The organism is Streptomyces sp. NPDC058198, assembly GCF_042882605.1.
Taxonomy (GTDB): domain Bacteria; phylum Actinomycetota; class Actinomycetes; order Streptomycetales; family Streptomycetaceae; genus Streptomyces.
Window position 1 is genome coordinate 14,941 of record NZ_JBHVVP010000009.1, and the last position, 23,468, is coordinate 38,408.

20 protein-coding genes are annotated in these 23,468 nt (G+C 71.8%); 5 read left to right on the plus strand and 15 right to left on the minus strand.

Translation table 11 applies throughout. The features are described 5' to 3' along the window. Nucleotides 1–15: 15 nt before the first annotated feature. The 5 genes from ACFVWW_RS25590 to ACFVWW_RS25610 form a co-directional block, all read right to left on the minus strand. Nucleotides 16–1,269: a sensor histidine kinase gene (locus ACFVWW_RS25590; RefSeq protein WP_386877914.1), complete on the minus strand. Its 1,254-nt coding sequence runs from the start codon at nucleotides 1,267–1,269 to the stop codon at nucleotides 16–18. Between the two features lie 200 nt (nucleotides 1,270–1,469). Then, nucleotides 1,470–1,745, minus strand: coding sequence for a hypothetical protein (locus ACFVWW_RS25595; protein ID WP_386877913.1), 276 nt, complete (start codon nucleotides 1,743–1,745; stop codon nucleotides 1,470–1,472). A gap of 146 nt (nucleotides 1,746–1,891) precedes the next feature. Further along, on the minus strand, nucleotides 1,892–4,624 hold the full coding sequence (locus tag ACFVWW_RS25600) for a LuxR C-terminal-related transcriptional regulator (RefSeq protein ID WP_386877912.1): 2,733 nt from the start codon (nucleotides 4,622–4,624) through the stop codon (nucleotides 1,892–1,894). 108 nt (nucleotides 4,625–4,732) lie between these two features. Continuing rightward, nucleotides 4,733–5,644: a PhzF family phenazine biosynthesis protein gene (locus ACFVWW_RS25605; protein WP_386877911.1), complete on the minus strand. Its 912-nt coding sequence runs from the start codon at nucleotides 5,642–5,644 to the stop codon at nucleotides 4,733–4,735. An 86-nt stretch (nucleotides 5,645–5,730) separates the two neighbouring features. Then, the gene (locus ACFVWW_RS25610; RefSeq protein ID WP_384192288.1) at nucleotides 5,731–6,501 is read right to left on the minus strand and encodes an SDR family oxidoreductase; all 771 of its coding nucleotides are present in this window, start codon (nucleotides 6,499–6,501) and stop codon (nucleotides 5,731–5,733) included. A gap of 145 nt (nucleotides 6,502–6,646) precedes the next feature. Here ACFVWW_RS25610 and ACFVWW_RS25615 point away from each other — a divergent pair, with 145 nt between their 5' ends. Beyond that, complete coding sequence (locus ACFVWW_RS25615) at nucleotides 6,647–8,287, plus strand: alkaline phosphatase D family protein (protein WP_384192291.1); 1,641 nt, start codon at nucleotides 6,647–6,649, stop codon at nucleotides 8,285–8,287. A gap of 47 nt (nucleotides 8,288–8,334) precedes the next feature. Here the strand turns inward: ACFVWW_RS25615 and ACFVWW_RS25620 are convergent, their stop codons facing one another. Next, complete coding sequence (locus ACFVWW_RS25620; protein ID WP_384337563.1) at nucleotides 8,335–9,342, minus strand: Gfo/Idh/MocA family protein; 1,008 nt, start codon at nucleotides 9,340–9,342, stop codon at nucleotides 8,335–8,337. Nucleotides 9,343–9,420: 78 nt separating this feature from the next. On the opposite strand from ACFVWW_RS25620, the gene ACFVWW_RS25625 reads away from it, so the two are divergent. After that, a complete protein-coding gene (locus ACFVWW_RS25625; RefSeq protein WP_386877932.1) occupies nucleotides 9,421–10,821 on the plus strand; it encodes a multidrug effflux MFS transporter in 1,401 nt (466 codons plus the stop codon). Between the two features lie 27 nt (nucleotides 10,822–10,848). Here ACFVWW_RS25625 and ACFVWW_RS25630 read toward each other — a convergent pair whose 3' ends face one another. After that, a complete protein-coding gene (locus tag ACFVWW_RS25630) occupies nucleotides 10,849–12,171 on the minus strand; it encodes a hypothetical protein (protein WP_386877910.1) in 1,323 nt (440 codons plus the stop codon). A 139-nt stretch (nucleotides 12,172–12,310) separates the two neighbouring features. Between ACFVWW_RS25630 and ACFVWW_RS25635 the strand changes: the two genes are divergently transcribed. Further along, nucleotides 12,311–13,315 carry a small ribosomal subunit Rsm22 family protein gene (locus tag ACFVWW_RS25635; RefSeq protein ID WP_386877909.1) on the plus strand — a complete coding sequence of 335 codons (1,005 nt, stop codon included), beginning with the start codon at nucleotides 12,311–12,313 and terminating at the stop codon, nucleotides 13,313–13,315. Nucleotides 13,316–13,425: 110 nt separating this feature from the next. Here ACFVWW_RS25635 and ACFVWW_RS25640 read toward each other — a convergent pair whose 3' ends face one another. Further along, nucleotides 13,426–14,157: a Clp protease N-terminal domain-containing protein gene (locus ACFVWW_RS25640; RefSeq protein WP_384192303.1), complete on the minus strand. Its 732-nt coding sequence runs from the start codon at nucleotides 14,155–14,157 to the stop codon at nucleotides 13,426–13,428. Between the two features lie 103 nt (nucleotides 14,158–14,260). Beyond that, nucleotides 14,261–15,106, minus strand: coding sequence for a dimethylargininase (gene ddaH, locus ACFVWW_RS25645; protein WP_384192305.1), 846 nt, complete (start codon nucleotides 15,104–15,106; stop codon nucleotides 14,261–14,263). A 131-nt stretch (nucleotides 15,107–15,237) separates the two neighbouring features. Between ddaH and ACFVWW_RS25650 the strand changes: the two genes are divergently transcribed. Next, nucleotides 15,238–15,876: a TetR/AcrR family transcriptional regulator gene (locus ACFVWW_RS25650; RefSeq protein WP_386877908.1), complete on the plus strand. Its 639-nt coding sequence runs from the start codon at nucleotides 15,238–15,240 to the stop codon at nucleotides 15,874–15,876. A 304-nt stretch (nucleotides 15,877–16,180) separates the two neighbouring features. Further along, nucleotides 16,181–16,933, plus strand: coding sequence for a bifunctional DNA primase/polymerase (locus ACFVWW_RS25655; RefSeq protein WP_384192310.1), 753 nt, complete (start codon nucleotides 16,181–16,183; stop codon nucleotides 16,931–16,933). 77 nt (nucleotides 16,934–17,010) lie between these two features. Here the strand turns inward: ACFVWW_RS25655 and ACFVWW_RS25660 are convergent, their stop codons facing one another. The 6 genes from ACFVWW_RS25660 to ACFVWW_RS25685 form a co-directional block, all read right to left on the minus strand. Beyond that, entirely contained in the window at nucleotides 17,011–17,928 is a 918-nt protein-coding gene (locus tag ACFVWW_RS25660) for a hypothetical protein (protein WP_384337569.1), read from the minus strand. Further along, the gene (efeU, locus tag ACFVWW_RS25665) at nucleotides 17,888–18,847 is read right to left on the minus strand and encodes an iron uptake transporter permease EfeU (RefSeq protein WP_384192316.1); all 960 of its coding nucleotides are present in this window, start codon (nucleotides 18,845–18,847) and stop codon (nucleotides 17,888–17,890) included. The genes ACFVWW_RS25660 and efeU overlap by 41 nt, the downstream gene beginning before the upstream one ends. A 21-nt stretch (nucleotides 18,848–18,868) precedes the next feature. After that, a complete protein-coding gene (efeB, locus tag ACFVWW_RS25670; protein WP_384192318.1) occupies nucleotides 18,869–20,149 on the minus strand; it encodes an iron uptake transporter deferrochelatase/peroxidase subunit in 1,281 nt (426 codons plus the stop codon). Between the two features lie 37 nt (nucleotides 20,150–20,186). Beyond that, complete coding sequence (gene efeO, locus ACFVWW_RS25675; protein WP_384192321.1) at nucleotides 20,187–21,326, minus strand: iron uptake system protein EfeO; 1,140 nt, start codon at nucleotides 21,324–21,326, stop codon at nucleotides 20,187–20,189. Nucleotides 21,327–21,493: 167 nt separating this feature from the next. Next, complete coding sequence (locus ACFVWW_RS25680; protein WP_384337573.1) at nucleotides 21,494–22,330, minus strand: heme ABC transporter ATP-binding protein; 837 nt, start codon at nucleotides 22,328–22,330, stop codon at nucleotides 21,494–21,496. Continuing rightward, a complete protein-coding gene (locus tag ACFVWW_RS25685) occupies nucleotides 22,327–23,436 on the minus strand; it encodes a FecCD family ABC transporter permease (protein ID WP_386877931.1) in 1,110 nt (369 codons plus the stop codon). The genes ACFVWW_RS25680 and ACFVWW_RS25685 overlap by 4 nt, the downstream gene beginning before the upstream one ends. Nucleotides 23,437–23,468 lie beyond the last annotated feature (32 nt).

Genomic DNA, 23,468 nt, shown 5'->3' on the forward strand with positions numbered 1-23,468 from the left:
CGATCTGATGACTGATCAGGACATGTGCGACCTTCCGGCGGGGGCGGGCACGGCGGCGCCCGTGGCTTCCACGGGTGTGTCCGAGGGTCTCGCGGGTGCTTCGGCGAGGAGCCGGAACGTGCCGTCCTTTACGTGGCCGGTTTTGAGGCGTCCGCCGATGGCGGTCATGCGCGCCTGAAGGTTGCCGAGTCCGTTGCCGCTGTGGGGTGCGGTATTGCGGTAACCGGGGTCGGCGCCGTCGTTTTCGATGAGGAGCCGGACGACACCGCCGTGGTGGACGGCTCTGATGCGGCAGTGGGTGGCGCTGCTGTGGCGGAGGAGATTGGTGACGGCTTCGCGCAGGGTGGTGGCGAGTGCGGTGTCGATGTGCGGGGAGAGCGTGGCGAGTTCCATTTCTACGTGTACGTGGATGCCGGCGGCCTGGAGCATGGATTGTGCCGTTCTGATCTCCTGCTGGAGTGAGATGGCGCGGTAGCCGCCGGCGGCTCTGCGGACGTCGGTGAGGGACTGGCCGGCCAGGGTGAGAACTTCGTTGATCTCTTTCATGGCGCGGTCGGGTTGGGTGGGGACGAGCTGGTGGACGAGTTCGGTCTTGAGGGCGATGGCGGAGAGGCTGAAGCCGAGCAGGTCGTGGAGGTCGCGGGCGAAGCGGAGCCGCTCTCCGGTGACGGCCTGGCAGGCGAGTTCCCCACGGGTGGTGTGGAGGTCTGTGATGAGGTGCGCCAGGCGGGTGAGTCCGTAGAGGACGAGTCCGGTCAGGAGCGTGGTGTGGGTGAAGTTGATGCTGTCGAGGAGGGGCCGGCCGGTCAGGAGTGGTGGGATGAGCATGCTGAGTCCCACGGTGGCGTAGAGGGGCCAGGCCAATCGGGCCGGCAGGAGAAGGAGTAAGGAGCCGGCGAGATAGCCGGCCATGGTTTCCCAGTAGGCCTGGAAGATGATGAGTGGGAGATAGGTAAGGAGTGCCTGGAGGGCGAGGATCAGGCAGGTACGGGACAGGGGTGCCTGGTTGCCGCCGGGTGTGGAGTGGAGAAGCTGCAGGGCGAGGATCGGCAGAAGCAGGAGCAGCCCGGTTGCTTCGGCTGTAGGGGACACTCCGGCGGTGAGGATGCTGGTGATGGTGAGGAGCGCGTAGCCCAGGAGCGCGGTGATGAGGATGGTGCGTGCGATGCGGGGTGCGGGTAGCCGGTTGCCGGGTGTGGGCGGGGCTACCGCCACGGGTCTGCGGCCCGTCGACTCGTCCGCACGGTTCATATGGTCGTGACTGTCCATCATTTTCACGGTTCCCCCGTAAACCATGTGCGCCATCCCGCCGGGTCGGTCCGGCCCGGCGGGTGTGTGCGTGTCCGCCGGATGCTGCCCGTAGTGACAGGGGTTGATGCCGTCGCGCGGCAGCCGGTCCGCCACGGTGAGGGTCCTCCGCCCTGTGCCCCCCGAGGAGGACCCTCACCAGCGGATGGGAATCGCTCGGATCAGCGCAGGACCCACAGCTCGTGGATGCCGGAGCCGATGGACACGCACTGCCATGCGGCGGCCTGGCCGTTGTTGACCAGGAGGGTGCCCCAGTTGACGCACTGGCTGAGCGGGAAGTTCCCGTACTTCTGCCAGACCAGGAGCGGCGCGGCCTCGGCGGCGCTCGCCGTGGTCGTGGGCTCGGCGGCGGCGGCGCTGGTCGCGGCCGCTCCACTCACCAGCAGGATCGCACCCGTCGCGGCAGTGGCGATCAGGCTCGTCAGGCGGCTTGTCATGTCATTCCCCGTTCTGTTCATGGCACCGCGGGGACCATTGACTCCGGGCGAAGAGGCCCGGGAGCCGAGCCGGCCGGGTGGCCGGCGGGGTTCCGCGTCTGAACACAACGATCGCGGCCCGGGCCGCCACGCCACAGAGCAGTCGGCTACTCAACTTCCGGCCCGCGTCTACTCCCCGCGTCCACTCCCCGCGTCTGCTCCCCGTGTCTGCTCTCCGGGGGCGGCGGTCTCAGGACCGAGGAAGGCCGCGGGAGGAGAACCCCCGCGAGCGTGGCCCGGCTGGAGACGCCCAGCTTGCGGTAGACGCGGCTCAGATGGTTCTCGACCGTCCGTACCGACAGCACGCACGCCTCGGCGATCTCCCTGCTGGTACGTCCCCGGGCCGCCATCAGCGCGATGTCCCGTTCCCGCGAGCTGAGCGGTTCGGGCGCCGAGGCGTCACTGAGGGCGGGTGTCGCCGCGTCCGGGCAGCGCTCCAGCAGGATCCGTGCGTGCGCCGCCGCTCGCGTCGCCCGGGACGGCTGCCCCGAGGCGGACCACCGGCCCGCCGCCGCGACCAGCGCTTCCGCCGCCTGGAGACCGGCGCCCAGCGCCTCCAGGAGCGCGGCGGCCTCCTCGAGGGCCGTCCCGCCGGGCGGCCCCAGGACCGCGGCGGCGTGTGCGGCCCGGGCAGCGGCGAACGGACCCTGCATCCGCGCGGCCGCCGCCCGCAGATCCTCGGCGGCCTCCACCACGCCCCACCGGACCAGGTCGTGCAGGACGGTGACGGCGCCGGAGACCTCACCCGCCGCCAGCGCGTCGTCAGCGGTCCGCCGCAGCAACCGCCGTGCCCGGGGCGTCTCGCCGCGGAGCAACAGGACCCAGCCGTGCGCGCGAAGCGTGTCCAGCCCGCACAGCGGCGACGCCGGCCGCGCCGCGAGAGCCGCGAGCTCCTCGGCCTCGGGAGCGATCCGGCCCGCGTGGGCCGTCGCCAGGACGAGGCCGGCGAGGGCGCGCTGCCCGGCGAACGGCTGTCCGCACAGCAGCGCCTGGGCCCGTGCCTCCCGGAAGTGCGCGACGGACGCGGCGACCTGTCCGCGTTCCAGCGCGATGCGGCCCAGCACCCAGGAGAACCAGACGGTGAGCGCGGGCACCGGCGCGCCCATGGTCTCCCGGCCCTCACGGGCCGTCCGCTCCGCCTCCTCCGTACGTCCCGACTCCAGCAGCGCCGCGGCCAGCAGGTACAGGTGGCGCGCGGGATAGTAGGCGGCCCAGCGGTCCGCCAGGTCGCAGTGCGCCGCGTACGCCTCGCGTCCGGTGCGTACGGCGTCCTCCACGAGGCCGGCGCCGAGCTCGATCCGTAACCGGGCGTGCAGGTGCGCCACGTACTCCTGGCCCGCCATGGCGGTCGGGCGACGCGGATCCGGGGCCGTCTGCCCGGCGAACAGCGCGGCCGCTTCGCCCGTCCGGCCCACCGCGGTCAGCAGGGTGGCCTCGTAGGCGACGGGCAGCGGGCGGCTGCGGATCCGTACGGCGGCCTCCCGGAGCACCGCGCGTGCCCGTTCCAGGTCCCCGAGCCCGTACAGGCAGTGCTGGGCGAGGACCGCGGCGGCCGCCTGCACGTCCTCCTCGGTCGCGGCCGCGCCGAAGGCCCGCTCCAGGACGGGGACTGCTTCGCCGAACTCACCTTGCTGGCCGAGGGCTTCACCGAGCATCAGACAGGCCCGTACATCCGGTCCGTGCACCAGGGCCGCTCCGGCGAGACGGCGCATCGTGGCCAGGTCCTCGGCGTGCAGGGCCTGGGCCGCGGCGCGCACCAGCAGGGCCGGGTCCGCCGTGCCGTTGGCGTCGAGGTCCCAGCAGGCGAGGTCGAGAGCGTCGCCGACGCGGCGGGCCCCGTACCCGCGGACCCGCTCCGCCTGCCGGCGCAGCAACTGTCTGGCCCGGGTTCTGGGTATCGCGTCGCGCAGCAGCCGCGCCTGCCAGGGATGAGCCAGGGCGACCCGCTCGCGCCGGTCCTCCAGGCGTACGGTCAGCACATCGAGCACTTCCAGGTCGACCAGGGCGTCGGCGTCGGCGTGCTCCAGGGCGTCGTCGAGGCCGACAGGACCGCACAGCGCCAGCAGTTCCAGCACGGTGCGCCGGTCCCTGGGCAGGTCTCTCATCCGGTCCGCGAACGGAACGACCGCGGGAAGCCGCTTCAGCGGCCGCGCCAGACACCACACCCCGTCCACCTGGACCAGTGACCCGTCCCGCACGGCCGTCCGTACCACTTCCCGCGTCCACAGCGCGTTGCCGAGGCCGACCTCCCACAGGGCGAGCTCCGCGGGCGCCGAGACCGCACCGGCGAGGGCCGCCCGCAGCAGGCCCGCCATCTCGGGACGGCTGAACGCGGGCAGCCGGAGGTGGTCCAGCGCGTCCGCGCGCCACAGCGAATGAAGGACGTCCGGCCAGTCGGCGTCCGTGGGCAGGGTGGCGACGAGGAACACGGACGAGTCGGCGGCCAGCTGGCCGAGCAGGGCCAGTGACGTGGGGTCCAGGAGGTGTACGTCGTCCACCAGCAGCACCGTACGAGAGCCGCCGCCGGTGGCCGCGAACGACTGGCGCACCTCACGGAAGAACACGGCCGGGTCCTCGGCGCCGGCGTGCGCGGGAAGCAGGGGAGCGAGGGCCGACAACGGCACGGTCGACGCCGTCAGGGTGGCCAGCACCCGCACGGTCCGGTGGGCAGGACCGGTCCGGCCCACGAACTCCTCCGCGAGCCGGCTCTTGCCGACGCCGGGCGCGCCCGTGACGGCGGCTCCCTTGCAGCCGGGCCGGCGCAACGCGGCGTGCAGCGCCGTGAGTTCCTCGGTGCGGCCGGTGAACGGCATGGGTGCGGTACGGCCGACGACAGACATCAGAACCCCCCGGTTGGTCCGTGCGTGCGGACAAAGTCTGACATCAGCAGACTCCTGCCGGGTGTGCGATCGGCGGGCTGGCCGAAACCGGACCGGGAGCGGTGGCCCTCAGCCGTCGGACGGCTCCGGAATCGGCGCCCCCGCGCCGCCCACGCGGACGCGCGGGTCGCCCGCGCGCAGTTCCACCGTCAGGACGCCGGGGCGGCCCATGTCCTCGCCCTGGTGCAGGGTGAGCACCGACTCGTCGGGTACGGCGCCGAGTTCACGGGCGTACGCACCGAACGCCGCCGCCGCGGCCCCCGTCGCCGGATCCTCGACGACCCCGCCCACCGGGAACGGGTCGCGGACATGGAATACGGCGGCGGACGCCCGCCACACCAGCTGGACCGTCGTCAGATCCAGCCGCCGCATGACCGCTTCGAGGCGGTCGAAGTCGTACGAGAGGTCGGCGAGCCGGGCCCGGCTCGCGGCGGCGAGGACGAGATGGCGGGCTCCGGCGAAGGCGATACGGGGCGGCAGGGCCGGGTCGAGATCGGCCGCAGGCCAGCCGAGCGCGGCGAGGGCCTCCCGTACGTCCTGCTCGTCGACGCCGGTCACGTAAGGCTCGACGCTGGTGAGGGTGGCGCGCAGCACCCCGTCCGTCTCGGTGACGGTCACCGGCACGGTCCCGGCGCGGGTCTCGAAGACCAGCTCACCGGGGCCGGCCCGGTCGGCGAGGGCGACGGCGGTGGCGACCGTGGCGTGGCCGCAGAAGGGGACCTCCGCCTTGGGGCTGAAGTACCGGATGGTGAACGCCCGGCCCGGCTCGCCGAGCCCCTCGGGCGGCGCGGTCAGGAACGCGGATTCGCTGTATCCCAGCTCCGCCGCGATCGAGAGCATCTCGTCGTCACCGAGCCCCGCCGCGTCCAGGACGACACCGGCGGGGTTGCCGCCCCGGGGATCGCTGGAGAAGGCGGTGTACCGGAGGACGGCGGCGGGCGCGGCGGCGGGGCCGGGCGCGGCGGAGGTGTGCGGGCTCATGCCTGGGCCAACGGCGCCGCCGCCCGCGTGCATTCCCGCGCGGGCGGCGGCCGATGGCAGCACCTGACCGTCCGCGCGGCAGGCTCTCAGCCCCGGCCCACGAACGGCATCGCCGTCGCCAGTACCGTGGCGAACTGGATATTCGCCTCCAGCGGCAGCTCCGCCATGTGCAGCACCGTCGTCGCCACGTCGGCCGCGTCCATCACCGGCTCCACCGCCAGCTCGCGGTTCGCCTGCGGAACTCCCCGCCGCATCCGCTCCGTCATATCGGTCGCCGCGTTGCCGATGTCGATCTGGCCGCAGGCGATGCGGTAGCGACGGCCGTCCAGGGAGAGCGACTTGGTGAGCCCGGTCATGCCGTGCTTCGTGGCCGTGTAGGCCACCGAGTCCGGGCGGGGCGCGTGCGCCGAGACCGAGCCGTTGTTGATGATCCGGCCGCCCTGCGGATCCTGCGCCTTCATCATCCGGAACGCCGCCTGGGCACAGAGGAACGTGCCGGTCAGATTGGTGTCCACCACCTTCCGCCAGGCCGAGTACGGCAGGTCCTCCAGCGCCATACCCCCGGGCCCGAACGTGCCCGCGTTGTTGAAGAGCAGATCGATCCTGCCGTACCGCTCACCCACCGCCGCGAACAGCGCGTCGACGTCCTCCGGGAGTGACACATCGGTCCGTACGCACAGCGAGTCACCGCCCGCCGCGCGCGCCGTCTCCTCCAGGGTTTCGGTGCGCCGTCCCGCCAGCACCACCGACCAGCCCGCGCCGCTCAGCGCCCGTGAGACCGCCCGTCCGATGCCCGAGCCCGCCCCTGTCACCACGGCGATCTTCCGGGGGGTGTCGATCTTCCGCATGGCATTCATGGCGACGCAGCGTACGTGAGATACAACTGTGCGCACAGCACCCGGACCTCATCCGTCCGCCATGTGCATGTTGTGTACCCGACAACAGGGCGCCGCCGCCCCCGACTGCAATGGCCCGGGACAGCCGTCGTCAGGGGAGGGGCACATGACACACCGCCACGCACAGGGCACCCACGCACCCGAGCTCAGGGCCGCCGCCGCGCACCTCGGCCGCCGCCGCTTCCTCACCGGCACCGCGGCCGCCGCCGCGCTCGCCTTCGCCGTCAACCTGCCGTCCTTCGGCGTCGCGAGCGCCGCCGAGCTGGACGCCGGGAAGATCACCGAGGACCCGTTCACGCTCGGCGTCGCCTCCGGAGACCCGCGCCCGGACAGCGTGCTGCTCTGGACCCGGCTCGCGCCCCGCCCGTACGAGGCGGACACCGGCCTGCCCGCCAACCGGGTCTCCGTGCGCTGGGAGCTGGCTCACGACGCGGACTTCACCCGGATCGTCAGGCGCGGCCGGGCCGACGCCCACCCCGAACTGCACCACAGCGTCCATGTCGCCGTGGACGGGCTGGACTCCGGCCGGGTGTACTACTACCGCTTCCGCGCCGGTACGTGGCTCAGCCCCGTCGGCCGCACCCGTACCGCCCCCGCCCGCGACGCCCGGATCACGGCGCTCACCTTCGCCGCCGTCTCCTGCCAGGCGTACCACGACGGCTACTTCACCGCGTACAAGCACCTCGCGGAGGAGGACCTCGACGTCGTCTTCCACCTCGGCGACTATCTGTACGAGTACGCCGTGACCGCCGTCGGCGGCGCCCGCGGCTACACCGACCGCCGGCTGCCCGCGCACTACAACCGCGAGACCGTCACGCTGGAGGACTACCGGCTGCGGTACGCCCTCTACAAGTCCGACCCGGACCTGCGGGCCGCGCACGCCGCGCACCCCTTCGTCGTCACCTGGGACGACCACGAGACCGAGAACAACTACGCGGGCGGTACCCCCGAGAACGACGTACCGCCGGAGGAGTTCCTGCTGCGCAGGGCCTCCGCCTACCGCGCTTACTGGGAGAACCAGCCGCTGCGCGCCCCGCAGCGGCCCACCGGCCCGGACATGCGGCTCTACCGCCGGCTGGACTTCGGGCGGCTCGCGCGGTTCGACATCCTCGACACCCGGCAGTACCGCTCCGACCAGGCGTACGGCGACGGCTGGCAGGTGCCGGGCCCGGAGTCCGAGGACGTGTCGCGCACGATGACCGGCGAGGCCCAGGAGCGGTGGCTGCTGGACGGCTGGAAGAACTCCACGGCGACCTGGAACGTCGTACCGCAGCAGGTGACCTTCGCCCGGCGCCGCAACCTTCCGACGGAAGGCTTCAAGCTGTCGATGGACGCCTGGGACGGCTACCCGGCCTCCCGGCAGCGCCTCCTGGACGGCGTCGAGGCAGCCGGGATCGAGAATTTCATGGTGCTGACCGGCGACGTGCACACGGGTAACGCGTACGACCTGAAGAAGGACTGGAACGACCCGGAGTCGCGCACCCTCGGCACGGAGATCGTGGCGACCTCCATCGCGAGCGGCAAGGACGGCGCGGACAAGCCGGCCGACTGGGCCACGCTCATGGCGGCCAACGCGCACATGAAGTTCTACAACGGGCGGCGCGGCTATGTGACCGTGGCGCTCGGCGACGCGCAGGCGCGGGCGGACTTCAGGACGGTCTCCGCCGTCACGACGCCCGGCGCCCCGGTCACGACGGTGGCGTCCTTCGTGACCGAGGCGGGCCGTCCTGGCCTCGAACCGGCCTGACATCCGTCTGCCAGGCCGTGTCCCCGCGAAGAGCGACCGGGCAGGGCCTACGCGTCCACGGGGAAGCGGACGCCGATGCGGTCGCGTACCGCGTCGAGCGTCCGCATCACCGCGAGGGTGCCGTCCAGCGGCACCAGCGGGGATTCCGGCTCGCCGGCCCGCAGACAGCGCATCACCTCGGCCGCCTCGTGCTGCATCCCGTGCAGTCCGCTCGCGGCCGTGAACTCCTCGGGCTCGGCGCCGTCCCGGTGCAGGACGAAGCGCTCGGGGTGGAAGAAGCCGGCCGGGACCTCGATGCGCCCCGCCGTGCCCGTCACCGCCGCCGTCACCGGGGTGCCGGCCGTCACCGAGCAGGTCAGCAGCGCCGTCGCTCCCGAGTCCCAGCCCAGCAGCATCCCGGTGTTGAGGTCCACACCCTCGGGCGAGAGCAGCGCGTCCGCCTGGACGCGGTCGGGCTCGCCCAGCAGCAGCTGGGCGAAGGACACCGGATAGACCCCGAGGTCGAGTACCGCGCCGCCGCCGAGGGCCGGGTCGCGCAGCCGGTGGTCGGGAGCGAAGGGGCCCTGGAGGCCGAAGTCCGCCTGGACGGTACGGATATCACCGATCGCGCCGTCCCGGACCAGCTCCACCATGCGGCGGATCACCGGGTTGCAGTACATCCACATGGCTTCCATCAGGAAGAGGCCCCGGTCCCGGGCGAGCGAGACCAGCTCCCCGGCCTCCCGGGCGTTCAGCGTGAACGCCTTCTCGCACAGCACCGGCTTTCCGGCGGCGAGGGCCAGTCCGGCGGCGGCCCGGTGCGCGGAGTGAGGCGTGGCGACGTATACGACATCCACCTCCTCGTCGGCGACGAGCGCGGCCCACTCGCCGTACGCCCGCGGGATCCCGAACCGGCCGGCGAACTCCTTCGCGCCGGCGTCGCTGCGCGAGGCCACCGCCACGACCTCGGCGTCCGCCATCTCCAGCACATCGGCCGTGAACCGCGCGGCGATCCCGCCCGTCGCCACGACGCCCCAGCGCACGGCTCGGTCCTGTGCCACCTGTCCCGCTGTCATAGCTGCCTCATTAATGGGTCTCGACCACTCCGGCTGAGCTGAGAGCATAGGTAAGGATTCGACGACATGGAGATACGGATGCCGGACGGCGGCCAGACCACTCAAGGACGCGAAGGACACATACGGCCCGAGCAGCGCCGCTCGGCACAGATCCCGGGGCAGCGGCCGGCCCCCGCAGAGGCTTCCCCGCAGGAGCGGGCAGCCGCCGCCAGGGCGGCCGCCACCCCCATGACAGACGCCGCCCCCGTGGCCGCGGCACGCCGCGTCGGGCTGCTGGTCACGCTCATCCTCGGCGGGCTCACCGCACTGCCCCCGCTCTCCATGGACATGTACCTCCCGGCCCTGCCCGAGGTCACCAGCGCGCTGAACTCACCCGCCGCGACCGTCCAGATCACGCTCACCGCCTGCCTCGCGGGCATGGCGCTCGGCCAGATCGTCGTCGGACCCATGAGCGACAAATGGGGACGGCGCAGACCGCTGCTCCTCGGCATGGTCGTCTACGTCATCGCCACGGCCATCTGCGCCCTGGCCCCCACCACCGAACTTCTCATCGGCTTCCGGCTCCTGCAGGGCCTCGCCGGCGCGGCGGGCATCGTGATCGCCCGCGCGGTGGTGCGTGACCTGTACGACGGCGTGGAAATGGCCCGCTTCTTCTCCACCCTGATGCTGATCTCCGGCGTCGCGCCGGTCATCGCGCCCGTGATCGGCGGCCAGGTCCTGCGCCTCACCGACTGGCGGGGCATCTTCGTCGTCCTCACGGTGATCGGCGCCGTCCTCACCTTCGTCGTCTGGAAGTGGCTGCACGAGACGCTGCCGCCCGAGAAGCGGCACAGCGGCGGCGTCGGCGAGGCGCTGCGTACGATGCGCGGACTGCTCGCCGACCGGGTCTTCACCGGCTACACGCTCGCGGGCGGCCTCGCCTTCGCCGCGCTGTTCGCGTACGTCTCCGCCTCACCGTTCGTGGTGCAGGCCATCTACGGCGCCTCGCCGCAGACCTTCAGCCTGCTCTTCGGCATCAACTCCGTCGGACTGATCACCGTCGGCCAGATCAACGGCAAGGTGCTGGTCGGCCGGGTCAGCATGGACCGGGTGCTGGGCTTCGGGCTCCTCGTCATCACGCTCGCCGCGCTGGCGCTGCTGCTGATGACCAGCGGGGTGTTCGGCCGCGTGGGGCTCTTCCCGGTCGCGGCGGGGCTGTTCGTGCTGATGTCCGCGATGGGTCTGGCGATGCCCAACACCAACGCCCAGGCGCTGATGCGGACCCCGCACGCCGCGGGCTCGGCCTCCGCGCTCATCGGTACGGCGTCGTTCCTGATCGGCGCCATCGCCTCGCCGCTCGTGGGTATCGCGGGCGAGGAGACGGCGGTCCCGATGGCCGTCGTCCAGCTGGTGTGCGCGCTCGGTTCGCTCGGCTGCTTCCTGGGTCTCGTACGCCCCTGGGAGCACCGGCGGGCCATGGAGCAGCCGGCCGTCGCCTGAACCACCGGCGGGCTGCCCGGCAGGGATTCAGCCGCGCTGCGCGTACCCGATCAGATGCAGCGTGTCGTTCGTGTCCGTCCAGCGGAAGAGGCCGACCCCGGTGGCCTCCCCGCTGGGCAGCCGGACATTGGGGGCGAGGGCCTTGGGCGTCCCGGCGGTGACGTCCACCGTGACCGGGGTGCCGCCGCCCGCCAGGGCGTCCGCCGCGCTGCGGGCGCCCGACGCGCCGTAGGCCGTGCCCTGGTCCGTCACGGTGGTCAGGGTCAGCGGCTTGGTGCCGTCCGACTCCTCGAAGCAGTAGGCGGTCTTGGTCTCCACGGCGAAGGCGAGCCTCCCGGCGATCAGATAGCGACCGTTCGGGGAGGCGACCAGCCGCGGATCGGTGCCCGGCGCGATAGCCGGTTTACGGCACCGCACCTGGGCGACGGTCTTGCCGGTCGTCGCGTCGTGCAGCGCCCACACCTCGTGCGTGGCGGCGTCCTTGGCGCCCTTCTTCCGCTGCCACTTGGCGAGGACATAGCCGGGCGCCGTCGAGGTCGGCACCCCCGAGGTGGGCTCCGTGTCCTTCGGCGCGACCTTCCGGCTGAACCAGCCGCCGCGCACCCAGAACTCCCTGGCCCCGCTGACCAGCAGCCCCTTGTCGGTCACCCCGCGCACCTCGGTCAGCCTGCGGCATTCCGTACAGCCCTTGGGGTAGCCGAGCGTGCCCGGCGGGGCCTTGACCACATCACCGGTCGCCGGGTCGACGACCGCGCTGGTGGCCTTGGAGTCGGTGATCAGGATGCCGGGGCCGGTGGCGGTGACGGTCGGCGCGTCGGTCCAGGGGACCTCGACCCGCCGCCAGGAGCCGTCGGCGACGCGGTACACATCGAGGGAGACGATGGAGTCCGAGTGGGTCAGCACGTCCGCCGTGAGCTTTCCGTACGACCAGGTGACGAAGTACTCCTGACCGCCCTTGGCGACGGACAGCAGCCGGGGGAAGCGGTCGGGGGAGAAGAGCGGACGCCAGGGCGCGCCGTCCCAGCCGCGCTTGCCGGTCGCCGGGTCCAGCGTCCGCAGCCGGAACTGGACCTCGTCGACGCGCTGCAGATAGGCGAGACTGCCCGCGGCGGTGGCGACGGCGTACTCGGGGGAGGCACCGATGATCTCCCAGCCGTGCTGGGTGTCGTACGAGGGCGGGACGGTCAGCTGTGTCGCCGGCGCCGCGCTGTTCCGCACGGGCTTCTTGGGCGGGCCGTCACCCTTGTCGTCCTTGCTGTCACCGCTTCCGCCGCAGGTGGCGAGCAGAAGCAGCAGCGCCAGCACGATCACGCCCGCCACCAGGGACACGCGTACGACCCTCTGTCTCATGGTCCCCCTGACAGCTGCTGCCGAACAACGATCGTCAGCGTAGCAACTGCGCCCAGGCACTCAGCAGTTCGATCGGTGGTACGGGGCCGGGGAAGCCTCCCGGCCCGCTCCGGGCCGCGAGGGGCACTAGAATTCTGCGGTGAACGCCACTCCTCCCACCGCCGACGCGCTGCGCGCCGCGCTCGCCGGACTGCTCGACGGGCTGCCGCCCAAGCAGGCCGCACAGGCCGTCGAGCGGCTGATCGCCAACTACCGCGGGGCCACCCCCACGGACGCGCCCGTGCTCCGGGACCGGTCCGATGTGGCCGCCTACGCCGCGTACCGGATGCCCGCGACGTTCGAAGCCGTACGGGCCGCGCTGGACGGTCTGGCCGTCGCCGCGCCCGACTGGGTGCCGGGCAGCCACCTCGATGTGGGCGGCGGCACCGGCGCCGCGGTCTGGGCGGCGGACGCGACCTGGGCGGAGCCCCGTACCACCACCGTCCTGGACTGGGCCGAGCCCGCGCTCGCCCTCGGCCGTGAGCTGGCCGAGGCATCCGGGTCCCCCGGGCCGCGCGCCGCCGAGTGGCGGCAGGCCAGGATCGGCGCGGCGCTGAAGCTGCCCGAGAGCGATCTGGTGACGGTCTCGTACGTACTGAAGGAACTGGCCGAGCGGGACCGCGGCGCGCTCGTCGCCGAAGCCGCACGGGTCGCCCAGGCGGTGGTGATCGTGGAGCCGGGCACCCCCGACGGCTATCTGCGCGTCATCGAGGCCCGCGACCGGCTGATCGCGGCGGGGCTGCGGATCGCGGCGCCCTGCCCGCACGACGGCGCCTGCCCGATCGAGCGGGGCACCGACTGGTGTCACTTCGCGGCGCGGGTCAGCCGGTCCTCGCTGCACCGTCAGGTGAAGGGAGGCACGCTGCCGTACGAGGACGAGAAGTTCAGCTATGTCGCGGCGGTGCGCTTCGAGGCGCGGCCGGCGGCGGGCCGGGTGACCCGGAAGCCGCAGATCCGCAAGGGGCAGGTGCTGCTCGAACTGTGCACCGTGGACGACGGACTGCGGCGGGAGACGGTGGCCAAGCGGCACGGCGCGCTGTACCGGGCGGCGCGTGACACGGCGTGGGGCGACACCTGGCCGCCCCCGCCGGATTCCGTTGACTGAACCCCGGACAGGGGGCGGCTGCTGAGCCATGGCGCGTCTCGTTCACCTTCTGACGGCGTGCGCTGCTGTGGGGCCCGCCCGCCGGGCACGGGCGGGCCGGTGCGCCACTACTACTCCTGGAGCTTCTCCCGGATCGCCCTCAGGGCGGCCGACACGTACTCCTCAGTGCTCGTCTTGTCGAGGCCGAGCCCGCTGAGCACGCCCTTGCCGTCCTCCTGCTCCAGCAGTGCCAGCAACAGGTGCTCCGTGCCGACGTAGTTGTGGCCCAGCCGCAGCGCCTCGCGGAAGGTGAGCTCGAGGGCCTTCTTCGCCCGGGCGTCGAAGGGCACGAGGTCGGGCACGGGCTCACCGGAGGGCTCCGGCAGCGCCTCGGCCACGGCCTCCCCGACCGTCTCCAGCTGTACGCCCTGGGCGACGAGCACCTGTGCGGCCAGCCCCTCCGGGTCGTCGAGCAGGCCGAGCACGATATGCCCTGTGCCGATCTGCGTGTGACCACCTTCGCGGGCCTTGTTCTGGGCCGCGACGACCACGCTCCTGGCCCGCGGGGTAAACCTGCCGAAGTCCTGCTTCGCGTCGGGCGCCGGCTCGTCTTTCGTCACGAACCGCTTCTGGACGGCCTGCCGTGTGACGCCCATGGACTTGCCGATCTCGGTCCACGAGGCGCCGGAGCGGCGGGCCTGGTCGACGAAGTGGCCGATGAGGTGATCGGCCACTTCGCCGAGATGGTCAGCGGCTACGACAGCGCTCTGGAGCTGATCGAGGGCGTCGCCGTGCACCTTCTTGATCGCCTCGATGAGGTCGTCGAGGCGTACGGGATTATTCATCTGCGTCGGTTCCACCATGAGGCAACCCTAGGTTGACAGTCGATTGCTGTCAACCCGTGGTTGACATCACGGTAAGGGGTTCGGTGGCCGTAGGGGCTGTGGGCCGCTCGGCCTCGCCCATCTAAGGCCGCAGCTCCTGGGTGCAGCACTTCACGCTGCCGCCGCCCTTGAGCAGCTCCCCGAGGTCCATGCCGAGCGGTTCGTACCCCCGCTCGCGCAGCGGGGTGAAGAGCCCGGCCGCGGCTTGCGGCAGCAGCACATGGCGGCCGTCGCTCACCGCGTTCAGACCGAGCGCCGACGCGTCCGCCTCGTCGGCGATGAGCGCGTCGGGGAAGAGTCGGGCGAGCACGGCCCGGCTGCCGGGGGAGAAGGCGCCGGGGTAGTACATGATCTCGTCGGCCGTGTCGTCCAGCACGGCGAGGGCCGTGTCCAGGTGGTAGTAGCGCGGATCGACGAGATCCAGGCCGATCACCGGGCGGCCGAAGAACTCCTGCGCCTCGTCGTGGGAGAGCGGGCTGGAGCGGAAGCCGCGCCCGGCCAGCAGATAGGACGCGGTGACGGCGAAGTCGCCCTCGCCCTCGTTGATGTGCGCGGGCTCGTGGATCTCGGTGTAGCCCTGGGCGCGGAACCAGGCGAGATGCGCCTCGGCCTCGCGCGTACGTTCCTGATGGGCGAAGCGGGCGCCGAGTACCCGGCCGTCGATGACCGTGGCGCCGTTCGCGGCGAACACCATGTCGGGCAGGTCGGGGCTCGGCTCCAGCAGCGAGACGGTGTGGCCGAGGGCGAGATAGCGGTCCCGGAGGTCTTCCCACTGGGTGAGGGCGAGCGGCAGGTCCACCGGCTTCGCCGGATCCATCCAGGGATTGATCGAGTACGTCACCCTGAAGTGGTGCGGGGGACACATGAGATAGCGGCGGGGTGAGGCATCACGAGGCAATGAGGGCTCCTCACGAGCGGCAGTACGCACGACGTGTGCGTGGAAGCCATGGTCCGCTCTGCGGAGCCGCTGCGCTGTGATCCGTTCGGGTGATTCCTGCGGACCGTTTGACTTTGTCGAGACGATACGTCTCGCCTTGCCCCATGGGTAGAATGGGAGCCATGGCCGATACCAGGGCACCCGACTCCACCCGGCGCAGTGAGCGGTCGCGCCGCGCGATCTATGAGGCGGCCCTCGCGCTGGTCGGCGAGACCGGTTACGCGAAGACGACGATCGAGGGCATCGCGGCCCGCGCCGGCGTCGGCAAGCAGACGATCTACCGCTGGTGGCCCTCCAAGGGCGCCGTCCTGCTGGAGGCCTTTCTCGACCTCGCCGACCAGGCGGCGCGGGCGGCGGCCGAGGACGCGGCGCCCGAGGGGGAGGCCGCCTACGAGATCCCCGACACCGGCGATCTGGAGGCCGATCTCAAGCTGGTCCTGCGTGCCACGGTCGACGAGATGAACAACCCCAGGTACGAGGTCCCCTACCGGGCGCTGGCCGCCGAGGGGATCGTCAACGCGGAACTCGGCGCCGAATTCACGGCGAAGCTGCTCGAACCGCAGCTCCAGCTCTATGTGAAGCGGCTGCGCGCCGCCCAGGACGCCGGCGGCGTACGGCAGGGCATCGACCTCCGTACCGCCCTGGAGCTGCTGACGGGACCGGTCGCCCACCGCTGGCTGCTGCGGACGCTTCCGCTGACGCACGCGTACGCGGACGCCGTCGTGGAGTACGCGCTGTACGGCTTGGCGCCGCGGCGCTAAAGCGGGGCTTGAGCGCCGCGGCGTTGAAGCCCCGCTTTCCGGGCTGAATCCCGGCTTCCGGTCTGAACCTTTGATTCCGGTGGGGGCGCGGTGGGGGCGCGTGGAGGCATATGGGGCGGGTGTGGCGAACGCCATCAGCCCTCTGTGCCGGAATGGCCGCTTCATATCGCCACATACGCCGCAATAGCCATCGGAGCGGCGGATGAGCCCTCGTACCCCGGTTGGGGAGCACGGCCACCCGAGGAGCAGGATGGTGCGACCATGGAAGTGTCCGCAGGGGCGAGCGTGAGGTGTGAGGGGATAGATGGGCGACGATTTCGGCCGCTACCGCGGCACGGAGAGCAGGATTCCCCAGTGGCTGCGCAGGCGTCCCAAGAAAAGCGCCGGTGACTCCGCGCTCGACGCGGACGTGGCAGGCCGGGAGGCGCTGCTCCTCGCCGTCGCCGCCGCCGGTATGCCCATCGCGCCCGCCGCGCACCCGGTCGGCTATCGATGTTCCTGTGACCGCATCGGCTGTCCGACCCCGGCCCGGCACCCCATCTCCTTCGCCTGGCAGACCCAGTCCACCACCGATCGCGCACAGATCGAGCGGTGGGCCCTCAACCAGCCCGAGGCCAACTTCATCACCGCGACCGGCATGATCCACGACGTCCTCGACGTCCCGCTCGAAGCGGGCAGCCGCGCGCTGGAGCGGCTGCTGGAGCAGGGCATCGACGTCGGCCCCGTCGCCGACTCCGGCGGCGACCGGATGCTCTTCTTCACCGCGACCCGGGGCACTCCCGATGACGAGGACGAGTGGTGGCCCTGTGAGCTGGACTGCCACCCCGAGACGATGGACGAGCACCCGGGGCTGCGCTGGCACTGCCGGGGCAGCTATGTGCTCGTACCTCCGGCCCGGCTCCCCGGCGAGCTCGCGCTGCACTGGCTGCGCGGCCCGGAACACCCGCTTCCCGACCCGCTGACGCTGCTGGAGACCCTGACCGACGCGTGCGCCCGCTACGCCGGGGAGAACGGCGAGCTGGACCCGCACGCGGTGGCCTGGCCGCTCGGCCGCTGAGAGGCTGAGCGGGGAGCCTGCGGCCTTGAGGGGTTCACCCTCAACCCCGCGGCCCCCGCCCGGCGCCGTCCGTCCTGCTACGACCCCTTGGCGGCCGTGACCCCCTGGAGGCGGCCCGCCACCTCCACCGCCGGGGTGTCCGCGCCGGCACGGGGAACCAGCACCACCTGGCTGGAGACCCACTCCTTGGTGAGCGTGTTCTTCACCTCGCCGGTCATCAGCGCCTTCACATCCGGGCTCACCTGAGGGCGTACGTCCTTCGCGCCCGTCTGGCGTTCGAAGTAGCGCGTGGCGAAGAAGACCAGCGCGTCGCCGTCCTTCGTCAGCAGCCCCAGCGGCGCGAAGTCGCCGTCGGTCAGCGGCCGGTCGATGTACTGCGTGGTGAGACCGGGCAGCTGTGCCTTCTGCGCGCGGCTGTCCCGCCACGCGGTCGTGTGCGGTCCTTCCGCGAAGTGCTCCGGCTTGCCGCTCCCCAGATACGAGACGAACTCCGCGCTCAGATCCTTCGGCGCCACCGACAGCGCCTCGCTGTCCGGCTTCACCGCCTCGCCCCAGCCGTCCTTGTCCGTCTTGAAGACCGGGACGTCGTCCGGGGCGAGGATCGTCAGATACGGGACCTTCCACTTCTGGTCGGGCCCGTTGCGTACGAAGACCAGCACCCAGCGGTTGTCCTGCGGGCCGCTGTCCTGGTCGCGGTTGCTGTCGGTGTCCGCGACGAACCAGCGCGGCCAGCCCGCCTTCCGCGGGATCGTGAACTTCGCATCCGCCAGTTCGAGCGGCTGATGCCGGGGATTCCCGCCCGGGCTGGTGATGCTCCGCGCCTTCAGACCCGCCTGGTTGATCGCGCCGAGCGCGCCGGTGACCCGGTCCGCGTCGAGCGCCGGATCGTAGGCCTTGTCCGCCTTGTTGTAGGCGTCGGTGAAGTCCTTGAGCGCTCGCGCGGCCTCACCCCGGTCAGCCGACGGTACGACCGCCAGCTCCCCGTGAACCGTCACGCACCCGCTCGCCGTCAGGGACAGCACCGTCACCGTCGCGAGCCCCGCCGCTGCCCGAATCGGCCTTCTCAGCCTGCTCATCGGTCGCCTTCTGCTCCTTGACCCTCACTGACCGTCCGAACCCTACCGGGGCCAGGAACAGAGCGAGCGTCGGGATCAGATACAGGCACCACACAATGACCTGAAGCACCGTCGGGTCCGGCTGGAAGTTGAAGACACCCTTGAGGAGCGTGCCGTACCAGCTGTCCGGCGGGATCGTCGAGCTGATGTCGAAGGCGCGGTCGGCCAGACCGCCCAGGAAGCGCGCCTCCTGGAGGTCGTGGACGCCGTACGCGAGCACGCCCGCCGCGACGACCACCAGCATCCCGCCGGTCCAGGTGAAGAACTTCGCCAGATTGATCCTGAGGGCGCCCCGGTAGAAGAGCCAGCCGAGCACGACCGCGCTGGCGATGCCGAGGAGCACACCGATCAGCGGCGCGTGGGTGCCGTCCTGCGAGGCTCGTACCGACGCCCAGACGAACAGCGCCGTCTCCAGACCCTCCCGGCCCACCGCCAGGAAGGCCGTCGCGACCAGCGCGCCCGTGCCCATCTGGAGCGCCGCGTCGAGCCTGCCGTGCAGCTCCGTCTTCAGATGCCGCGCCGTACGCCGCATCCAGAAGACCATCCAGGTCACCAGGGCCACCGCGAGGATCGACAGCGAGCCGCCGAGCGCCTCCTTCGCCTCGAACGTCAGCTCCTGCGAGCCGAATTCGAGCGCGCAGCCGAAGCCGAACGCGACGGCGACCGCGACCGCGATACCGATCCAGATGGGCCGCAGCGCGTCGCGCCGGTCCGTCTTCACCAGATAGGCGACCAGGATGCAGACGACGAGACTGGCCTCAAGGCCCTCGCGCAGACCGATCAGATAGTTTCCGAACACGTCGGAACTCCTTTTCGAGGATCAGGAGATCAGGGCCCGGCCCCACCAGTCGTCCGTGTCCCGGACGCCCGGCGGGACCGCGAAGACCGCTGAACCCACGTGCTGGATGTACTCGTTGAGCGCGTCGGAGCGCGCCAGGGACCGCTGTACGGGAATGAACGCGTCCCGTACGTCACGCTGGTACGCCAGGAAGAACAGCCCGGCGTCGAGGCGGCCGAGACCGTCCGTACCGTCCGTGAAGGAGTAGCCGCGGCGCAGCATCATGGCTCCGTGATGGGAGTCCGGATGCGCCAGCCGTACGTGCGACGTCGGCAGCATCGCCTTCAGGCTGGGCTTGTCGTGCTCGCGCGCCTTGCCGACCGCCGCGCCCTCGCCCTTGTCCCGGCCGAAGACGTCCTCCTGCTCCTGGAGGGACGTACGGTCCCAGGTCTCGATCCGCATCGAGATCCGGCGGGCCACCAGATAGGAGCCGCCCGCCATCCAGGAGGAGCCGTCCTTCTCCGTCGCCCAGACATGCCGGGAGAGGGCGTCGGTGTCGGTGCCCGCGATATTGCTGGTGCCGTCCTTGAAGCCGAAGAGATTACGGGGGGTCTGGGCGCCGGGCGTCGTCGACGACGTCTTGCCGAAGCCGAGCTGCGACCAGCGCACCGCGACCTTCCCGAAGCCGATCCTGGCGAGGTTGCGGATCGCGTGCACCGCGACCTGCGGATCGTCCGCGCACGCCTGGACACACAGATCGCCGCCGCTGCGCGCCGGATCGAGATTGTCGCCGGGGAACGCCGGCAGGCCGACCAGCGCCGCAGGACGCTGCTTCTCCAGTCCGAACCGGCCCTGGTCGAAGAGCGAGGGCCCGAAGCCGATGGTCAGGGTGAGCCGGGACGGTTTGAGGCCGAGCGCCTCGCCCGTGTCGTCGGGCGGGGCCTCGGCGAGACCGCCGTACGCGCCCTCGCCGACCGCGTGTCCCGCCGTCATCCGCTCGGCGGCCCGGGTCCAGTCCTTGAGCAACTGGACGAGTTCGGCGCGGTCCTTCGTCGTCACGTCGAACGCGGCGAAGTGCAGCCGGTCCTGGACGGCGGTGGCGATACCCGCCTGATGCGGGCCGTGGAAGGGGACGGCCGCGCCGGATTCGGCGGCGGGCCCGGCCGTGTCGCCGTCCCGCACGGCCGCCACGGCGCCACCGGCCGCGGCGGCGCCGAGCGCGAGCCCGGCACCGCCCCAGCCGAGCAGCGAACGGCGGGAGGGGACACGGGGCGCCGGGGTGTTACCGGCCGCCGCCGTGCTCTCCGCTGTTTCGTCGGACATGAAGTTCGGGATCCCTTGTGTGGCGGCTACGTGACGACTACTTGACGACGGCCGCGGCGAGCTTGGAGAGCGGCTCGGCGAGCGCGTTCACGCCGTCCGAGAGCTCCTTGCGCTGCGGCTTGCCCACCTTCTCGTACGAGGTGAACTCGTAGGAGTCCGGGGCGTCGCGGTACTGGTCGAGCAGCGTGTTCAGCGCGGCGAACTGCTTGTCCAGCTCGGTCACCAGCGCCGGGTCGTTCTTCGAGGCGATCGGCTTGAGCAGCTCGTACGACTGCTGCGCGCCCTCGACGTTCGCCTTGAAGTCGACCAGGTCGGTGTGGCTGTAGCGCTCCTCCTCACCGGTGACCTTGCCGGTGGCGACCTCGTCCAGCAGTTCCTTGGCGCCGTTGGCCATGGAGGTCGGGGTGATCTCGGCCTTGCCGACCCGCTTCTGCCAGTCCGTCAGGTCCTTGTCGAGCGCGTCGGCCAGCGCCGTCGCGTCCGGGCCGAGCTTCTTGTCCTGCCAGAGAGCCTTCTCGAGGCGGTGCCAGCCGGTCCACTTCTGGCCGGGCTCCAGGCCGTCGGCGCGCACGTCCACCTTCGGGTCGATGTCGCCGAAGGACTCGGCGACCGGCTCGGTGCGCTCCCAGCCGATGCGGGACGGGGCGTACGCCTTCTTGGCGGCCTCGAGGTCACCGGCGCGCACGGCGTCGGTGAACACCTTCACCTTCGGCAGCGTCTCGTCGGCCTGCGCCTGGACGTAGGTGCGGTACGCGGCGACGGCGGTGTCCATCTCCGGGCTGCGCTTGGCGGCCGTGCCGCCGGTGACGGTGACCTTCTGGCGGATGCCCTCGCCCTTCATGCCGGGCTTGCAGGCGATCTCGTACGAACCGGCCTTCACCTCGGCGGTGACCTTCGCCTTCGTGCCGGGGCCGATGTTCTCGCGCTCCGTGACGATCCGGTCGTCCGGGAAGAGGACATAGACCTCGGTGACCTTGGAGCCCTTGTTCTCGACGGCCAACTCGACATGGCCCGCGGGGAACTCCTTCTTCGACACCTCGCAGGAGTCGTCCTTCGCGATGACCTGGACGGCGCCGTCGCCGGCCGTGGCGTCGCTCTTCTCGGCGCAGCCCGTGACGGCGGTCAGGGCGGCCACGGCGGCGGCAGCGGTGACGACGGAGAGGCGGACAGGTCGCATGAAGGGCTCCACGATGGATGGAATACGGAACTGAGGCGGCCCTAACTTAACCGAGCCTTACCTTAGGAGCGTCCGCCCGTTCAGTGATTCAGATCTCACTCCCACCCCTCGGACACGGCGAGATCACAGCGACCCATCGACCGCCCCATGGGATGGTCAAGGGGAGGTCAAGAGGGCCGCTTCGGGACCACCAGTGGGGCGCCGGTCCGTGGGTGCGGGAACACCTCGACGGGCTGCCGGTAGACCCGGCTCAGCAGGTCGTCGCGGAAGATCTCGGCGGGCGGTCCCTCGGCCGCGATCCGCCCGTCGTGCAGCACGGCGGTCCGGTCCGCGTGGGCCGCGGCGAGCCCCAGATCGTGCAGGACGACCACGACGGCGTCGCCCGCGGCCGCGCGCTGCCGGCAGATCCGCAGGACCAGTTCCTGATGGCGCAGATCGAGCGCCGCGGTCGGCTCGTCGAGGAGCAGCAGCGGGGCGCGCTGGGCGAGGACCCGGGCGAGAGCGACCCGGGCCCGCTCGCCGCCGGAGAGCGCCGAGAAGGGACGTGCGGCGAACTCGGTGACCTCGGTGGCCGCCATCGCCTCGGCGACGGCGCTCCCGTCCTCGTCCTCCAGAGCGGTCCCGGCCCAGGGCGCCCGGCCCATCCGTACGACCTCGGCGACCGGGAAGGGGAAGGAGAGCGTGGCGGCCTGGGGCAGTACGGAGCGGCGCAGGGCGAGTTCGGGCGCGGACCAGTCGTGCGCGGGGCGCCCGTCGATCCGTACCTCACCGCGGTCGGGACGCAGATCGGCGGCGAGCGCGGCGAGGAGGGTCGACTTGCCCGCCCCGTTGGGCCCGACGAGCGCGAGCACCTCACCGGCGCGCGCGACGAGATCGATCCCGGAGAGCACATCGCGCTGCCCGAGGCGGACCCGCAGGCCGCGGACCTCGGCGACGGGGGCGCCGGGACGGGCGGGGGAGGGGAGCGCACGCCCCCGCGCGGCGAACAGACTCTTGAAGCTCACGCCCAACCACCTTGCTTCCGACGGGTTCTGCGCAACAGCCAGAAGAAGAAGGGGCTGCCGAAGAGGGCGGTGAGGACACCGAGGGGGAGTTCCGCGGGGGCGGCGACCGTACGGGCCGCCAGATCGCCCGCCACCAGCACCAGCGCGCCGCCGAGCGCGCTGCCCGGGACCAGGAAGCGATGGCCGGGGCCGTTCGCCATCCGCAGCAGATGCGGCACCAGCAGACCCACGAACGTGATGATCCCGGCCACGGCGACCGCCGCCGCGGTGAGCAGCGCGACGACCAGGACGAGCAGGACACGGAGCCGCTCGACGTCCACGCCGAGGTGCCTGGCCGGCCGTTCGCCGAGGGCGAGGAGGTCCAGCTTCCGTGCCGAGAACGGCGCGACGGCGAGACCGGCCAGCGCGCACGGCAGTACGGCGAGCACCTTCGGCCAGGTCGCCTGCGCCAGCGAACCGAGCTGCCAGAAGGTGATCTGCGTGAGCTGCGCGTTGTCGGCGAAGAAGATGAACAGCCCGATGAGCGCTCCCGCGAACGCGTTCACCGCGATACCGGTGAGGATGAGCGTGACCACTTCCGTACGGCCGCCCGAGCGGGAGAGCACGTACACCAGCACGACGGTCACGAGACCGGAGACGAACGCGCAGACCGTCACGGTCCAGTTGCCGAAGAAGGTCAGTCCCAGCGCGATCGAGGCCACCGCGCCGACGGCCGCGCCCGACGAGATCCCGATGACGCCGGGCTCGGCGAGCGGATTGCCGAACACGCCCTGCATCAGCGCGCCCGCGCAGCCGAGCGAGGCGCCGACGAGGAGCGCGAGCACGACCCTCGGCAGCCGGACGTTCCACAGGACGCTCTCGCCGACGCGGTCGAGCGCGGCGCCGCCGAGGCCGGTCCGGTGCTGGACGGAGGAGAAGACGTCCCCGAGGGGGATGTGGTACGCGCCGACGCCGGCCGAGAGCAGGCAGAGGACGACCAGCGCGCCGAGCAGCCCGCCGGTGAGGAGGGCGGTGCTCCCGGGGAGCCGCCTGCCGCCGGGGGCGGGCGCCGCGTCCGTTCCCGCGTCGCCAGTCGGGCCGGCAGTCGGGTCGCCAGTCGGGTCCAACGTCGGGTCCGGCGAGGTGGGTGTCGTCGTCA

Bases quoted from the DNA above. Each gene is read 5' to 3' on its own strand.
- ACFVWW_RS25650 (WP_386877908.1), top strand. From the start codon at position 15,238: ATGGCCGATACCAGGGCACCCGACTCCACCCGGCGCAGTGAGCGGTCG.
- ACFVWW_RS25630 (WP_386877910.1), bottom strand. From the start codon at position 12,171: ATGAGACAGAGGGTCGTACGCGTGTCCCTGGTGGCGGGCGTGATCGTG.
- ACFVWW_RS25640 (WP_384192303.1), bottom strand. From the start codon at position 14,157: ATGGTGGAACCGACGCAGATGAATAATCCCGTACGCCTCGACGACCTC.
- ACFVWW_RS25600 (WP_386877912.1), bottom strand. From the start codon at position 4,624: ATGTCTGTCGTCGGCCGTACCGCACCCATGCCGTTCACCGGCCGCACC.
- ACFVWW_RS25590 (WP_386877914.1), bottom strand. From the start codon at position 1,269: ATGGACAGTCACGACCATATGAACCGTGCGGACGAGTCGACGGGCCGC.
- ACFVWW_RS25605 (WP_386877911.1), bottom strand. From the start codon at position 5,644: ATGAGCCCGCACACCTCCGCCGCGCCCGGCCCCGCCGCCGCGCCCGCC.
- efeB (WP_384192318.1), bottom strand. From the start codon at position 20,149: ATGTCCGACGAAACAGCGGAGAGCACGGCGGCGGCCGGTAACACCCCG.
- ACFVWW_RS25615 (WP_384192291.1), top strand. From the start codon at position 6,647: ATGACACACCGCCACGCACAGGGCACCCACGCACCCGAGCTCAGGGCC.
- ACFVWW_RS25610 (WP_384192288.1), bottom strand. From the start codon at position 6,501: ATGAATGCCATGCGGAAGATCGACACCCCCCGGAAGATCGCCGTGGTG.
- ACFVWW_RS25595 (WP_386877913.1), bottom strand. From the start codon at position 1,745: ATGACAAGCCGCCTGACGAGCCTGATCGCCACTGCCGCGACGGGTGCG.
- ACFVWW_RS25655 (WP_384192310.1), top strand. From the start codon at position 16,181: ATGGGCGACGATTTCGGCCGCTACCGCGGCACGGAGAGCAGGATTCCC.
- ACFVWW_RS25625 (WP_386877932.1), top strand. From the start codon at position 9,421: ATGCCGGACGGCGGCCAGACCACTCAAGGACGCGAAGGACACATACGG.
- ACFVWW_RS25620 (WP_384337563.1), bottom strand. From the start codon at position 9,342: ATGACAGCGGGACAGGTGGCACAGGACCGAGCCGTGCGCTGGGGCGTC.
- efeO (WP_384192321.1), bottom strand. From the start codon at position 21,326: ATGCGACCTGTCCGCCTCTCCGTCGTCACCGCTGCCGCCGCCGTGGCC.